Source organism: Nocardia sp. NPDC004123 (genome assembly GCF_053603795.1).
The window spans coordinates 51,571-65,158 of sequence record NZ_JBSGGG010000026.1; the positions used below are offsets into that span (position 1 = coordinate 51,571).

The 13,588-nt window shown below is 67.6% G+C and carries 14 protein-coding genes; 10 read left to right on the forward strand and 4 right to left on the reverse strand.

The genetic code is table 11. The features are described from left to right. Positions 1-241 precede the first annotated feature (241 nt). On the forward strand, positions 242-643 hold the full coding sequence (locus tag ACWEQQ_RS33000; protein ID WP_452350989.1) for a hypothetical protein: 402 nt from the start codon (positions 242-244) through the stop codon (positions 641-643). Between the two features lie 142 nt (positions 644-785). On the opposite strand, the gene ACWEQQ_RS33005 is transcribed toward ACWEQQ_RS33000, so the two are convergent. Continuing rightward, complete coding sequence (locus tag ACWEQQ_RS33005) at positions 786-1,262, reverse strand: DUF1772 domain-containing protein (RefSeq protein WP_452350990.1); 477 nt, start codon at positions 1,260-1,262, stop codon at positions 786-788. A gap of 529 nt (positions 1,263-1,791) precedes the next feature. Between ACWEQQ_RS33005 and aceA the strand changes: the two genes are divergently transcribed. The 7 genes from aceA to ACWEQQ_RS33040 all read left to right on the forward strand — a co-directional run bounded on the left by aceA (position 1,792) and on the right by ACWEQQ_RS33040 (position 8,928). Further along, entirely contained in the window at positions 1,792-3,081 is a 1,290-nt protein-coding gene (gene aceA, locus ACWEQQ_RS33010; RefSeq protein WP_379389181.1) for an isocitrate lyase, read from the forward strand. A 534-nt stretch (positions 3,082-3,615) separates the two neighbouring features. Further along, positions 3,616-4,503 carry a 3-hydroxybutyryl-CoA dehydrogenase gene (locus ACWEQQ_RS33015; RefSeq protein ID WP_379404185.1) on the forward strand — a complete coding sequence of 296 codons (888 nt, stop codon included), beginning with the start codon at positions 3,616-3,618 and terminating at the stop codon, positions 4,501-4,503. A 304-nt stretch (positions 4,504-4,807) separates the two neighbouring features. Next, complete coding sequence (metE, locus tag ACWEQQ_RS33020) at positions 4,808-7,123, forward strand: 5-methyltetrahydropteroyltriglutamate--homocysteine S-methyltransferase (protein WP_452350991.1); 2,316 nt, start codon at positions 4,808-4,810, stop codon at positions 7,121-7,123. Between the two features lie 174 nt (positions 7,124-7,297). Further along, positions 7,298-7,423: a hypothetical protein gene (locus ACWEQQ_RS33025; RefSeq protein ID WP_364620331.1), complete on the forward strand. Its 126-nt coding sequence runs from the start codon at positions 7,298-7,300 to the stop codon at positions 7,421-7,423. A gap of 43 nt (positions 7,424-7,466) precedes the next feature. Beyond that, positions 7,467-8,171, forward strand: coding sequence for a helix-turn-helix transcriptional regulator (locus ACWEQQ_RS33030; protein ID WP_452350992.1), 705 nt, complete (start codon positions 7,467-7,469; stop codon positions 8,169-8,171). 108 nt (positions 8,172-8,279) lie between these two features. Continuing rightward, complete coding sequence (locus ACWEQQ_RS33035) at positions 8,280-8,660, forward strand: VOC family protein (protein ID WP_354847054.1); 381 nt, start codon at positions 8,280-8,282, stop codon at positions 8,658-8,660. Between the two features lie 76 nt (positions 8,661-8,736). Further along, complete coding sequence (locus tag ACWEQQ_RS33040; protein ID WP_364620324.1) at positions 8,737-8,928, forward strand: antitoxin; 192 nt, start codon at positions 8,737-8,739, stop codon at positions 8,926-8,928. Between the two features lie 56 nt (positions 8,929-8,984). On the opposite strand, the gene ACWEQQ_RS33045 is transcribed toward ACWEQQ_RS33040, so the two are convergent. Continuing rightward, positions 8,985-10,037 (reverse strand): NAD(P)-dependent alcohol dehydrogenase, encoded by a 1,053-nt coding sequence (locus tag ACWEQQ_RS33045; RefSeq protein ID WP_452342021.1) that lies wholly within the window; start codon positions 10,035-10,037, stop codon positions 8,985-8,987. A 106-nt stretch (positions 10,038-10,143) separates the two neighbouring features. On the opposite strand from ACWEQQ_RS33045, the gene ACWEQQ_RS33050 reads away from it, so the two are divergent. After that, complete coding sequence (locus ACWEQQ_RS33050; RefSeq protein WP_452342020.1) at positions 10,144-10,881, forward strand: ZIP family metal transporter; 738 nt, start codon at positions 10,144-10,146, stop codon at positions 10,879-10,881. 64 nt (positions 10,882-10,945) lie between these two features. Then, positions 10,946-12,094, forward strand: a complete 1,149-nt coding sequence (locus tag ACWEQQ_RS33055; protein ID WP_452350993.1) for a S1C family serine protease — start codon at positions 10,946-10,948, stop codon at positions 12,092-12,094. Here ACWEQQ_RS33055 and ACWEQQ_RS33060 read toward each other — a convergent pair. Beyond that, entirely contained in the window at positions 12,091-12,657 is a 567-nt protein-coding gene (locus tag ACWEQQ_RS33060) for a vitamin K epoxide reductase family protein (protein ID WP_452350994.1), read from the reverse strand. The two genes, ACWEQQ_RS33055 and ACWEQQ_RS33060, sit on opposite strands and share 4 nt — an antisense overlap. After that, complete coding sequence (locus ACWEQQ_RS33065; RefSeq protein WP_452342017.1) at positions 12,657-13,451, reverse strand: DsbA family protein; 795 nt, start codon at positions 13,449-13,451, stop codon at positions 12,657-12,659. Before ACWEQQ_RS33065 ends, ACWEQQ_RS33060 begins: the two co-directional genes overlap by 1 nt. Between the last annotated feature and the right edge of the window lie 137 nt (positions 13,452-13,588).

Below are 13,588 nucleotides of genomic sequence, written 5' to 3' on the forward strand. Positions count from 1 at the left end.
GACCGGGCCGTATTCAGTTGGCAGACAGCTGGATTCGCTTCCGACGGTAGCGAAGAAATCGTCCGCCCGCGGGGAAACAAAGGCCGTCGCCCGGCCGTCCGCCCCAGGTCACGGCCGGATCGGGCGGGGAACAAATCCCGGGCCGATCGGGTAGCGGTCCGGCCGCTCCGGGACGGTCCAATGGAGGTGTCGGGCGGTGCCGGGTCGGGGCGGGGTCCGAATCGAACGGAGGATCGGATCGATGGCAATCACTGAACTCGAATGGCTCATCACCAGCGATGTGGCCCATGAGGTCGCGTTCCGGGTGGACGTGCCCGACGAACACCGAGGGCGGTGGGTGCTGTCGTATCTGCCGACCGGCCGGCGGTTGACGCGGGATCAAGCCCTGGCCGGGCTGGTGCTCGCGGAGATGATCCTCCTCGGATTGCTGTGCCCGGGTGGGGAATTCGACGGAGAGGTCGCGGCCCTGCACGCCGGCATCATCGGGCTCACGGTCACCGACGCCATGTGCCTGCTGGCCTTGCGGGACAACGGTTCCGAGCGCGCGAGCGACCAGGACGAAGGTACGAAGGAGCTCCGGCGGCCGATCGAGCGGTGCCACATTTCGCCGAACCGGGCCCGGCGGCCACTTCCCAGCCGCTGATCCCGTCTCCGCGGCGGTCCAACGGGTACCAGGGGCCGATGTGCCGAGGGGTGCGTGTCGGCGGATCGCCCGGCGACCACCGCCCGGGTAACAACGGGGCCCCGCACCGAGTTCGGTGCGGGGCCTTCGAGTAGCGGGTGGCTCAGAGGAGAGCCAGGGCGGCGAGCAGGCCGGACAGGGCGATGAACTGCAGGGCCACCCGGAGGTTGATGATGCTGTCCCACTTGTCCTGCAGCGCACGGGCATCGGCGGGGATGACGCCGGACTGGGCAGCGGCCTTCTGCGCGGTGTTCACCGGCTTGGCCACCTTCACGTAGAAGCCCAGCCAGGCGACCAGGGCGACCAGAGCGACGGCGGCGGCGACGGCTGCGCCGGTGTGGCCGGAGACCGCCGCGACGATCAGCGTGAGGGCGGCGGTGACCACGCCGCCGGCGCCGAAGATCGGCATGCGCTTGTCGCCGTAGTAGTGGCCCCAGCCGGCGCTGACGGTGACGGAGGCGTCGTCGAGGCGGCGGTAGACGGATCGCATGATGAGGGCCGCGCACCAGTCGGTGCCGTAGACGACGGCATTGGCGAGGACGGCGAGGGCGGCGAGGAACTGGCCGGTCAGGACGAGCATCGGGGGCCTCTTTCGGCGATAATCTAGCGGTGCTAGAAACTGAAGCAACGATAACAAGGCGGAGCTATCTTGTCTAGTGACGCTAGATCGCGAGTTTCTCCAGCCGCCGAATGGTCCGAAGTGGGCGCCTCGTGGCTCGCCTCACAACCATCAAGATCAGAATGATCTGTGAAGGTGCTCACATCCGGACGGCCATCGGCGCGTCATGCACCGGTGGCCCCCGTCACGCAAACAGTACGGGCGTTATGCAAAACCGCACGTCAGCGCTACCGGCAAGTAGATTTCACCGCTGCTATTCGCAAGCAAATTTTGCAGGCTTAACAAAATGCAGGTGAAAGCTAGCGGGGATTCACACTTGCAACAGGTAGACGCATATTTTTTCCTGTGCCATCGTGTGGAAGTACACCTCGCGGGCCTAGCAAGTCTGCAAATTGCCGCTCCAGCAGTGGTCGAACATCCTCGCTCCCTCATCCGGCGCCTGGTTCGATCCGCGGGGCTACCGAGACCGAACGAAGAAGTGGAGTCAGAGATGTCGAAGGTCGGCACCCCGAAGACCGCTGCGGAACTCCAGCAGGATTGGGACACCAACCCCCGCTGGAAGGGCGTCACCCGCAACTACACCGCCGATCAGGTCGTGAAGCTGCAGGGCACCGTCGTCGAGGAGCACACCCTCGCCCGCCGCGGTGCCGAGATCCTCTGGGATCTCGTCAACAACGAGGACTACATCAACTCCCTGGGCGCCCTCACCGGTAACCAGGCCGTGCAGCAGGTCCGCGCCGGCCTGAAGGCCATCTACCTGTCCGGTTGGCAGGTCGCCGGTGACGCGAACCTGTCCGGCCACACCTACCCGGACCAGTCGCTGTACCCGGCCAACTCGGTTCCGGCCGTGGTCCGCCGCATCAACAACGCGCTGCTGCGCGCCGACGAGATCGCCAAGGTCGAGGGTGACACCTCGGTCGCCAACTGGCTGGCCCCGATCGTCGCCGACGCCGAGGCCGGCTTCGGTGGCGCGCTGAACGCCTACGAGCTGCAGAAGGCCATGATCGCCTCCGGCGCGGCCGGCGTGCACTGGGAGGACCAGCTGGCCTCCGAGAAGAAGTGCGGCCACCTGGGCGGCAAGGTGCTGATCCCCACCCAGCAGCACATCCGCACCCTGACCTCCGCGCGTCTGGCCGCCGACGTCGCCGACGTGCCGTCGGTGATCATCGCCCGCACCGACGCCGAGGCCGCCACCCTCATCACCTCCGATGTCGACGAGCGCGACCGTGAGTTCCTGGACGGCACCCGTACCGCCGAGGGCTTCTTCGGCACCAAGAACGGCATCGAGCCCTGCATCGCGCGTGCCAAGGCCTACGCCCCCTACGCCGACCTCATCTGGATGGAGACCGGCGTGCCGGACCTCGAGGTCGCGCGCAAGTTCGCCGAGGCCGTCCGCGGCGAGTTCCCGGACCAGCTGCTGGCCTACAACTGCTCGCCGTCCTTCAACTGGAAGGCGCACCTGGACGACGCGACCATCGCGAAGTTCCAGCGTGAGCTCGGCGCCATGGGCTTCAAGTTCCAGTTCATCACCCTGGCCGGCTTCCACTCGCTGAACTACGGCATGTTCGACCTGGCCTACGGCTACGCCCGCGAGGGCATGACCGCCTTCGTCGACCTGCAGGAGCGCGAGTTCAAGGCCGCCGCCGAGCGTGGCTTCACCGCCGTCAAGCACCAGCGTGAGGTCGGCGCCGGCTACTTCGACACCATCGCCACCACCGTGGACCCGAACACCTCCACCGCGGCGCTGAAGGGCTCCACCGAAGAGGGTCAGTTCCACTGAGTTTCCCAAGGTGACAACTGATTTCGTGAGGATCCGGGTAACTCCCCGGGGACGACCGAAATTGGTTCGCCACCCAACCGCCGGCACGGGTGCATGGCGACGACGGCTCTTGGCCGTCCGCTGAATACCCGGAGAGGCGGTGGAGTGGACAACCCTCGGGGCGGCAGTCGCATCACAACCTCGGCCGCCCCGGGGACCCGGAACTTCGCCGGGAGGGGATGGCAAGCCCTCTCCCGGCGAAGTTCACCCGCCCTTCCCGTCGACAGCCCCGGCGGGGAGGGCATCTTCCTATAGCGTTTTTTGCAAAGACCTTAAGAAGGCGCAGGGTCGAAAAAGTTAGTCCGACGCCTTCACCCACAGCCACGACTGCCGACCGGCGGGCGTTCGATACGCGACAACCGATTTCGTACCGGTAGGGGTAACTCACCGGGTACGACCGAAATCGGTTCGGTACTCGACGCAGGCACGGATGCAGAAGTGGCAACGGCACTCAGCCGCCCGCAAAAGTTGCGGGGAGGCGGAACGGAGCGGGACGTGAGCAGCGAAAAGATTCAGCGCGTCGGCATTATCGGCGCCGGACAGATGGGTGCGGGTATCGCAGAAGTCTGCGCCCGGGCACATGTCGATGTCCTCGTCTTCGAACAGACCCGTGAGCTGGCCGCCGCCGGCCGGGCCCGCATTCTGCGGTCGCTGGACCGCGGGGTGTCCAGCGGCAAGATCACCGAGCGCGAGCGGGAGCAGGCCGCCTGGCGGCTGCGCTTCACCTCCGACCTCGGCGACTTCGCCGACCGTCAGCTGGTCGTCGAGGCCGTCGTGGAGAACGAGGACGTGAAGACCGCCATCTTCGCCGAACTCGACAAGGTCGTCACCGATCCGAACGCGGTGCTGGCCTCCAACACCTCCTCCATTCCGATCATGAAGATCGCCGTGGCGACCAACAACCCGGAGCGGGTGGTCGGCATGCACTTCTTCAACCCGGTGCCGGTGCTGCCGCTCGTCGAGCTGGTCACCACCCTCAAGACCACCGAGACCGTCACCAAGCGCGCCGAGCAGTTCGCCGCCGACATCCTGGGCAAGCAGGTCGTGCGCTCCGCCGACCGCTCCGGCTTCGTGGTGAACGCGCTGCTGGTGCCCTACCTGCTCTCCGCCATCCGCATGGTCGAATCCGGTTTCGCCACCAAGGAAGACGTCGACAAGGCCATGGTGCTGGGCTGTGCCCACCCGATGGGCCCGCTGGCGCTCACCGACCTGGTCGGCCTCGACACCGTGAAGTCCATCGCCGACTCCATGTACGCGGAGTTCAAGGAGCCGCTGTACTCCGCGCCGCCGCTGCTCATGCGCATGGTCGAGGCGGGCCTGCTGGGCAAGAAGGCCGGTGCGGGCTTCTACCAGTACAACTCCCCCGCCTCCCCGCGTACTTAGCGGGCTCCCCCGCCTCCCCGCATATGCAGCGGGCGGCTGAGAGCCGTCGGCGTCTCGCACCCGTGCCGGCGGTTGGGTGCCGAACCGATTTTGGACGCACCCGGCGAGTTACCCCGAACCTTGCGTAATCCGTTGTCGCGTTGGGTCCAGGTGCTCGCCGGGCCTTCGGCCACGGCATTGTCAGGGTGCACACCGTTAATACCCAAGGTGCCACGTCGCCGGGCTTGTGGCGGCGTCCACCTCAACCGGGCATAAGCTGCAAACAGGTCGAGCCGGACCGGCAGCTCGGAAGGAGTGTCCGTTCATGGTCAACGTCAGCGGTGGGTTCGGATCGAGCATCCTGGGTTACCCGCGAATCGGAGAGCACCGGCAACTCAAGCGTGCTTTGGAGTCGTATTGGCACGGCACGCTTTCTCGTGACGAACTGCTCGCGGTCGGGCGCGAGATCCAGGAGAGCCAGTATCTGGAGCTGGCCGCCACCGGGTTGACCCAGGTCCCGGGCAACACCTTCTCCTTCTACGACCACATCCTCGACAACGCGCTGCTGTTCGGGGCGGTCCCGCAGCGGTTCGAGCCCTTCCGAGCAGGCTTGGACCCGTTGGACTTCTATTTCCTGATGGCTCGCGGCCGGCCGGATCTGCCGCCGCTGGAGCTGGTGAAGCTGCTGAACACGCCGTACCACTACCGGCAGCCGGAACTCGAGCCCGACACCGAATTCTCGCTGCACCCCGAGGCGCTGCTGGACGAGTTCGATCGCGCCAAGGCGGCCGGCATCGAGCTGCGGCCGGTGATCCTCGGACCGCTGTCGCTGCTGCTGCTGTCCAAGACCGGCCATGTGCCCGGCGAAACCGAATTCGACAAGCTCGTGCTGCTGGACAAGCTGCTGCCGGTGTACGAGGAACTGTTCGAGATCCTCGCCAAGCGCGGCGCCACCTGCGTGCAGCTGGACGAGCCCTGTTTCACCAGCGACCGTTCGCCGTCCACCATGGAGCTGTTCGAGAAGACCTACCAGCGCCTGTCCAAGGCCCCGCTGCGCCCGCGCATGCTGGTCACCGGGCAGTACGGCGATTTCGGTGCGGCCATCGAAATCCTGTGCCGCACTTCGGTGGAGGCCATCGGTCTCGACCTGGCCAGCTACCGGGTCGTGCCGGAGGAACTGGCCAAGATCCCCGGCATCAAGCGCAAGCGGCTCTACGCCGGTGTCATCAGCGGCACCAATGTCTGGCGTACCGACCGGTTCGTGACGCTGGAATACCTCAACGCCCTCGCCCAGGTCTGCCCCGACATGGTGGTCTCCACCGGCGCCACGCTGCTGCACGTGCCCTACGACGTGCTCGTCGAATACGAGCTCGAGGGCCCCGTCGCCGACCGCCTCGCCTTCGCCAAACAGAAGGTGCTGGAAGTGGTTTCGCTGGCCAAGGCGCTCACCGAGGGACCCTCGGAGAAGTGGCGCCGGAAGCCGACCTCGGTGCACTTCAAGCAGAAGCACGCGGTGCGCCAGCGCGTCTACGCCGTCACCCCGCAGATGCGGGTGCGCGAGCCCTACGAGACGCGAAAGGTCGCGCAGCAGGCCAAGCTTCGGCTGCCGGTGGTGCCCGCCACCACGCTGGGCTCGTTCCCGCAGACCGAGACGGCCCGGCAGGCGCGCCACGACCTCGGTCAGGGCCGGCTGTCCTACGAGGAGTACCGCAAGCGCATCGAAGCCGAGATCGAGTCCACCATCCGGTTGCAGGAGGACATCGGCCTCGACGTGCTGGTGCACGGCGAGCACGAGCGCAACGACATGATCCAGTACTTCGCGGAGCTGCTGGACGGCTTCGCCACCACCCACTTCGGCTGGGTGCAGGTGTACGGATCCCGGTGCGTGCGACCGCCGATCGTGTACGGCGACGTGTCGCGCCCCGAGCCCATGTCGGTGTCGTGGACCGCGTACGCCCAGTCCCTCACCGACAAACCGGTCAAGGGCATGGTCACCGGACCGGTCACCATGCTGGCCCGCTCCTTCGTGCGCCAGGATCAGCCGCTCTACGAGACCGCCGACCAGGTGGCGCTGGCCATCCGCGACGAGGTGGTGGATCTGGAGAAGGCGGGCATCGCCATCATCCAGGTGGACGAGCCGTCCATCCGCGAGCTGCTCCCGCTGCGCAAGAAGGGCCAGGCCGAATACCTGCGCTGGGCCGTCGGCGCGTTCAAGCTGGCCACCTCCGGCGTCGCTCCGGAGACCCAGATCCACACGCACATCGGCTATTCCAGCCGCGGTGACGTGGTGGCGGCCATCGAGGAACTCGACGCGGACGTCACCGCCATCGTCGCCACCCGCTCCATCGAGTGGGTGCTGGAGGCGCTGAAGGAGGACTGCGCCGAAGGCCGCGGTCTCACCCACGGCATCGGCCCGGGTGTGTACGAGTCCCGTTCCGCCCGGATCCCGGACATCGACGAACTGGACGAATTGCTCACCGCCGCAGCGGAGGCCGTCACCCCGGAACGCCTGTGGGCCAATCCGGACGGCGGCCTGAAGACCCGCCACCACTGGCAGCTCGACCCGTCCCTGCGCAATATGGTCGCCGCGGCCCGCCGCGTCCGCCGCCGCGCGGAGGCCGCCGCGGGCGAGACCGCTTGAGGCAGTAGCGAAGCCGCTCGAGGCAGTAGCGAAGCCGCTGAGGCGGTAGCGCTCACCCCGGAACCCCGGTCCGATCCTCCGATCGGACCGGGGTTCCGTGCGTCCGGCGTCACGAATCGGTCATGAACCGACGATTAGCGTGCGGGACACAGGTTTTCGAGAAAGGCAGTGGGCATGGATCCGACGGGTAAGAGCGATCAGCCGGTGGACGATCCCGAAACCGAGAAGCAGTACAACGACACCTACAACCAGAAGGGGGATCAGGTGCCGCCGGATCCGCCCTGGAAGTCGGGGCGCTGAGCGCCGACCCGGGATTGTCGGTGGGTGCCGCTACGGTGTGGGCGTGAACCGCACGGATCGGCTCTACGCGATTGTCGAGGAGTTGCGGGCAGTGTCCCCGCGGCTGCGGACCGCACGGGAATTGGCCGCGCGGCACGGGGTGAGTGTGCACACCGTCGAGCGGGACATCAGCGCGCTACAGCAGTCGGGGGTGCCCATCTACGCCGATGTGGGGCGGCGGGGTGGGTACGCGCTGGAGAAGAGCATGTCGCTGCCGCCGCTGAACTTCACCGCGGCCGAGGCGGTGGCGCTGGCGGTCGCCGTGGCCCGCGCCGACGATGGGCCCTTCGCGGTGGCCGGGCGCAGTGCCCTGCGCAAGATCCTGGCCGCCATGTCCCAGCAGAATGCCGACGCGGCACGGCAATTGGCATTGCGGGTGCGCTTGCTGGAGTCGCCGGAGGCCATCGCGCCCATGCCGATCCCGGCGGAGGTGGAGCAGGCGGTGGTGGCGCGGCGCGTGCTGCGCATCGAATATCTGGATGGCTCGGGGGTGCTCAGCGAGCGCGAGGTGGAGCCGGTGGCGCTGCTGCACGGGACCAACGGCTGGTATCTGCTGGCCTGGTGCCGGCTGCGCGACGAACCGCGCAACTTCCGGCTCGACCGGATGAAGGGCATCGAACTGACGGAGTGGACCGGGCCGGAGCGGACCATCGACATGTGCCGCCCGGACGAGCCGGTGCACGAGGTGCGGATGATCTCGCTCGGCTAGGCCGGCGAACACCGACAAATAACCCGGAAACACCGACACAGGGTTGTCGCCGGGCCCGGAGATCGTGGTGGGGCAAGGAAATCCACCATGACTCTTCGGGAGACAGAGATGACCACTCCGCCCTTCAACACCGTCGCCTGGTTCCAGGTCGGGAGCAATGAGCCCGAACAGGTGAAGGCCTTCTATCGGGAACTGTTCGGCTGGAACTTCGCTCCGGACCCGGACGAAGACGGCAAGTACGACATCGTCACCTATCCGGGCAACGAGATGCCCGCGGGCGGTATCGCACATCAGGACGACGCCTCCGGCAACCACGCCATCTTCTATGTGCTGGTCCAGGACGTGCCCGCGGTACTGGCCGCGGCCGAGCAGGAAGGCGGCAAGGTCTTCCTGCAGCCCGTCACCGCCAAGAACGGCCTGGTCTTCGCCGAGCTGCTCGACACCTCGGGCAACCGCTTCGGCGTCTTCAGCCCGCCGCCCGCGAACTGAGCCCCGCCGCTCCCGTCGCGCCGCGGAGATAGCCTGTCACGGAGGTTGATTCGAGACAGGAGTGTGGATCGTGGGCATGTTCGACCAGTTGAAGGATGCGGCGGGCAAGGCGGCGGAGCTGGCGGGTCAGCACGCCGACAAGCTGGAGCCGCTGATCGACAAGGCCGGCGATCTGGTGGACCAGCAGACCGACGGCAAGTTCGCCGGCGCGGTCGACAAGGTGCAGGACGCCGCCAAGCAGGCCCTGCGCGAGCAGTCGGGACACTAAGCGGCACAGGGTGTTTCGCGCCGGCCGGGCGGCCGGCGCGAAACACGCCCGCGGCCTCACATGGTGGCGGCGTCGATGACGAAGCGGTAGCGCACGTCGGAGGCGATCACCCGCTCGTAGGCCTCGTCGATGCGGTCGGCGGCGATCACCTCGATCTCCGCGCCGATGCCGTGCTCGGCGCAGAAGTCCAGCATCTCCTGGGTCTGCGGAATGCCGCCGATCATCGAGCCGGACAGCGAACGGCGGAGGCCCGCCAGCGCGGAAGCCCGCACGCTGTAGGGCCGCTCGGGTAGCCCGAGCGCCACCAGGCTGCCGTCCAGCCGCAGCAGCTTGAGGTAGTCCTCGATCGGCAGGTCGGCGGAGACGGTATTGATGATGAGGTCGAAGGATCCGCGCAGCTTCTTGAAGGTGTCGCGGTCACCGGTGGCGTAGTAGTGGTGCGCCCCGAACCGCAGGCCGTCCTCCTGCTTGGACAGCGAGTGGCTGAGCACGGTGACCTCCGCGCCCATGGCCGCGGCGATCTTCACGCCGATGTGCCCGAGCCCGCCCATACCGATGATGGCGACCCGCTTGCCCGGCCCGGCGTGCCAGTGTCGCAGCGGCGAGAACAGGGTGATGCCCGCGCACAGCAGCGGCGCGGCCACATCCAGTCCGATGCCCTCCGGAATGGCCAGCACGAAGCTCTCGGTCACCACGATCTGCGTGGCGTAGCCGCCGAGGGTGCGCCCGCCCGCCTGCTGTTCGGCGGGCACCGGGCTGTTGTAGGTCCAGACCGCCCCGTTCTCGCAGTACTGCTGTTCGCCGGCCAGACAGGGGTCGCAGTGTCCGCAGGAGCCGACCAGGCAGCCCACCCCGACCCGATCGCCGACCCGGTGCCGGGTCACCTCGGAGCCCACCGCGGCCACGATGCCGGCGATCTCGTGCCCGGGCACGCACGGGTAGGCGGTCCCGCGCCACTCGTTGCGGGCGGTGTGGATGTCGGAGTGGCAGATACCCGCGTACTTGACGTCGATCAGCACGTCGTACGGGCCCAGTTCGCGGCGCTCGATGGCGATCTTCTCGAAGGCCCCGTCCGGGGTGGAGACCGCGTAGGCGGTAGCAGTGCTCATGAAGTCATGCCTACTCCCGCATGCCCGAAATGACCAACCGATCGTTCGATTTCTCACCCGCGGCGCGGTGTGGCAATCCGGCCGCCAACGGCGTCATGCTGGCGGAATGGCCATTCTGCTGTCCCTGCTCTCCATGTGCGCGACCCTGATCGGCGGGCTGCTGGCGGTGCACATCGGTGATCGCAAGCGGCTGGTGCTCGGCCTGGCCGCGGGCGTCATGCTGGGCGTGGTGGCCTTCGACCTGATGCCCGACGCGCTGGAACAGGACAGCCGCATCGCGCTCGGCGTGCCGGTGCCGCTGCTGGCCGCGGTGGTCGGTTTCTTCACCGTGCACGTGATCGAGCGCTCGATGGCCCTGCACACCGGCTACGAGGACGAATTCGTCGCGCACCGGCACAATCACGACTTCTCCTCGCTGGGCCTGCTCGCGGGCGCGGGCCTGGTGTTCCACTCCACCCTCGACGGCCTCAGCATCGGCTTCGGCTTCCAGGCCGGCGCGGCGGTCGGCGTCGCGGTGGCCATCGCGGTCATCTGCCACGACTTCGCCGATGGATTCAACACGTTCACCCTGACCACGCTGTACGGCAATGCCCGCACCCGTGGCCTGATCATGCTGGGGCTGGATGCCGTCGCTCCGGTGGTCGGCGCGATCATCGGCACGCTGGTGCGGGTGCCCGCCGAACTCGTCGGCCTGTATCTGGGCTATTTCGCGGGCTTCCTGCTCTATCTCGCCACGGCCGATATCCTGCCCGAGGCACATGCGGGCAAACCCGCCCGGGGACCGCTGCTGTGCACCCTGGCCGGGGTGCTGGTCATGTTGGCTGTTGCGGCACTGAGCCATTGAAATACTGGTACACCAATAGCCAGACATGCTCGAGCAGGCGGGCGAACCGCAATCGGGAGGGTCCGTGGACAGCGACACGCGCGGGGTTGATCCGGCGGGCGGCGCTACCGGCCCCTACCCGGCCCGGGACCATCGGCCCGGCCGGGGCGGGCGCACCCTGGCGCTGGTCGTCGCCGCCGTCCTCGGCATCACCGGATTTCTCGGCTACCGCGGCGAACTGCCGCGCTGGCCGTTCCGCGACGATGCCGCCACCGCCGAGCTGGCCGGCCCGTCGCTGCCGCCGCTGGACGTCGATCTGGTCTCGCGGGTGGCCGAACCGGCGCTGGTGAACATCACCGCCGGCATCCGCCCCTACGGCCTGGGCGCGGCCGGCTCCGGCATCGTGCTGACCGCCGAGGGCGAGGTGCTCACCAGCCACCACGTCATCAAAGGCGCTGACACCGTGACGGTTTCGGATGTCGGCACCGGCGCGACCTACACCGCCACCGTCGCCGGCTACGACTCCGGCGCCGATATCGCCGTGCTGGATCTGAACGGCGCCGGCGGGCTCCCGGTCGCCCATATCGGCAACTCCGCCCCGCTGCACCTGGGCGACGCCGTGCTGGCCATCGGCAATGCGGGCGGCACCGGCTCGCCAACCGCGGTGGGCGGGCCCATCACCAATCTGGATTCGGCCATCGTCGCCCGCAATGCCGCCGACCTGTCGCGGAAATCGCTGCACGGCATGATCGAGGTCGCGGCCGCGGTGGCCGCCGGGCAGTCCGGCGGCGCGCTGGTGGACCGCTACGGCTCGGTCATCGGCGTCATCACCGCCGCCTCGGGCGATATGCAGAAGGCAACGGGCAAGGGCCCCAACGGTTATGCCGTGCCCATCGACACCGCCATGAACGTGGTCCGCCAGATCCGTTCCGGCACACCGACCGACAGCGTGCACATCGGCCCGACCGCCACCCTGGGCATCCTCACCTCCGACGCGCAGCCGGCCGGCGCGCGCATCGACGTGTCCATCTACGGACTGCCCGCCTACGAGGCCGGACTTACCGACGGCGAGGTCATCACCGCCCTCGACGACCGCGCCATCACCAGCTCACAAATGCTGAAAGCCGCACTCAACGCCCATCGACCGGACGATGTGGTGCGGCTCGAGGTCAGCGACCCGAACGGCGGGCACCGGACGGTGAACGTGACGCTCACCGTCGGCCCGCCCAACTAGAACTTGCTGTTCCAGTACGACTGGAACTGGAGGTACACGATCAGGATGACCACCGCGTAGAAGACGGCGACCAGCGTCCACCGCCACTCCACCAGGATCTGCAGCAGTCCCCGCGAGCGTCCCCACAGCAGGTTGGTCACGATGGCCAGGAGCGCCGGCGTCACCGCCCACACCACCATGCACCACGGGCACAGCGCGTGAATCTTGAACACCGCGTCCCACACCAGGTAGCAGATGAACGCCACGCCGAGCAGCAGGCCGAACCACAGGGCGCCGAAGAACCAGCGCGGCAGGGCGATTCCGCACACCACCAGCACGCCGATGGTGACGACCACCGAGAACCCCACCACGCCGATGATCGGATTGGGGAATCCGAACATCGCCGCGGTCGGCGATTCCATGACCGTCGAGCACGAGAGGGTCTGATCGATCGAGCAGATCGGCTTGTAGCCGGGCTCGGTCAGCAACTTGAACTTCTCGACCAGCAGCGTCACCGACGACGCCCAGCCGATCAACGCACCCAGCAGCAGCGGCCAGGCCGAGCGGGGACCCGCCGCGATCATCACTTGCTCGCGTTCTCGATCGCCGAGGTCATGCCGCCCGGGCTCATGAGCGTCTTGGCATCCTGCACCTGGCTGCCGTTCACGTAGACGGTCGGGGTGGACTGCAGGCCGGTGGCGAAGACCGCCTTGGTCTCGTCCTTCACGAACTGGATGTACTTGCCGTCCCGAATGTCCTGTGCCACCTGCGGATCGGTGTATCCGGCGTCGGCGGCGATCTGGATGAGCTGGTCATCGGTCATGCCGTTGCCGTTCTCCGGCGGCTGCTTGCCGAACATGGTGCCCAGCCAGGCCTGGAACTTCGACGGGTCCGCGGTCGCGACCACATAGGCGGCATTGGCCGCGCGGGTCGAGAACTGGTTGCCGTTGGAGGCCCGGTCCAGGAAGGAGATGATGCTGTAATCGATGGTGGCGGAACCGTTCTGGACCGCCTTGGCCAGCACGTCGGAGTTGTAGCCCTCGAACATCTTGCAGGCCGGGCACTGCAGGTCGGCGACGATCTGGACCTTCGCCTTGGCGTCCGGATTGCCGATGCGGATGGCGCCGCCGGGGGTGACGTTCGGCGGAACCGCGCCCGTGCTCGGATCGTGGGTGACGGCCGGGGCGAACGAGGCCGACGGCGCGGCCGGCGCGCCCTTGTTGTCGTCGTGCTTGCGGATCGCCAGACCGATGCCGATGGCCGCCACCAGACCGACCAGGACCGCGGCCACGCCGACCTGGATGAAGATCTTGCGGTTGCGTTCGGCCCGCGCCGCTTTCGCGAGCGGATTTTTACGGTCACCCGGTTTAGTGCTCACCTCTGTGCTCACCACGCCTTCCGTTGTCACGACACGTGCGCGCCCATCTTCACCCGAGAACCTGAGAGATTCCTGCATGTGCGCGTGCCGAGTCGCGCCCGGTCTGCTACGACGAGCGATTTTCCGTGGTCAGCGGC

Excerpts from the sequence above, each read along its gene's own strand:
- ACWEQQ_RS33040 (WP_364620324.1), top strand. The coding sequence starts at position 8,737 with ATGTTCGACCAGTTGAAGGATGCGGCGGGCAAGGCGGCGGAGCTGGCG.
- metE (WP_452350991.1), top strand. The coding sequence starts at position 4,808 with ATGGTCAACGTCAGCGGTGGGTTCGGATCGAGCATCCTGGGTTACCCG.
- ACWEQQ_RS33060 (WP_452350994.1), bottom strand. The coding sequence starts at position 12,657 with ATGATCGCGGCGGGTCCCCGCTCGGCCTGGCCGCTGCTGCTGGGTGCG.
- ACWEQQ_RS33025 (WP_364620331.1), top strand. The coding sequence starts at position 7,298 with ATGGATCCGACGGGTAAGAGCGATCAGCCGGTGGACGATCCCGAAACC.
- ACWEQQ_RS33045 (WP_452342021.1), bottom strand. The coding sequence starts at position 10,037 with ATGAGCACTGCTACCGCCTACGCGGTCTCCACCCCGGACGGGGCCTTC.
- ACWEQQ_RS33000 (WP_452350989.1), top strand. The coding sequence starts at position 242 with ATGGCAATCACTGAACTCGAATGGCTCATCACCAGCGATGTGGCCCAT.
- ACWEQQ_RS33050 (WP_452342020.1), top strand. The coding sequence starts at position 10,144 with ATGGCCATTCTGCTGTCCCTGCTCTCCATGTGCGCGACCCTGATCGGC.
- ACWEQQ_RS33035 (WP_354847054.1), top strand. The coding sequence starts at position 8,280 with ATGACCACTCCGCCCTTCAACACCGTCGCCTGGTTCCAGGTCGGGAGC.
- ACWEQQ_RS33005 (WP_452350990.1), bottom strand. The coding sequence starts at position 1,262 with ATGCTCGTCCTGACCGGCCAGTTCCTCGCCGCCCTCGCCGTCCTCGCC.
- aceA (WP_379389181.1), top strand. The coding sequence starts at position 1,792 with ATGTCGAAGGTCGGCACCCCGAAGACCGCTGCGGAACTCCAGCAGGAT.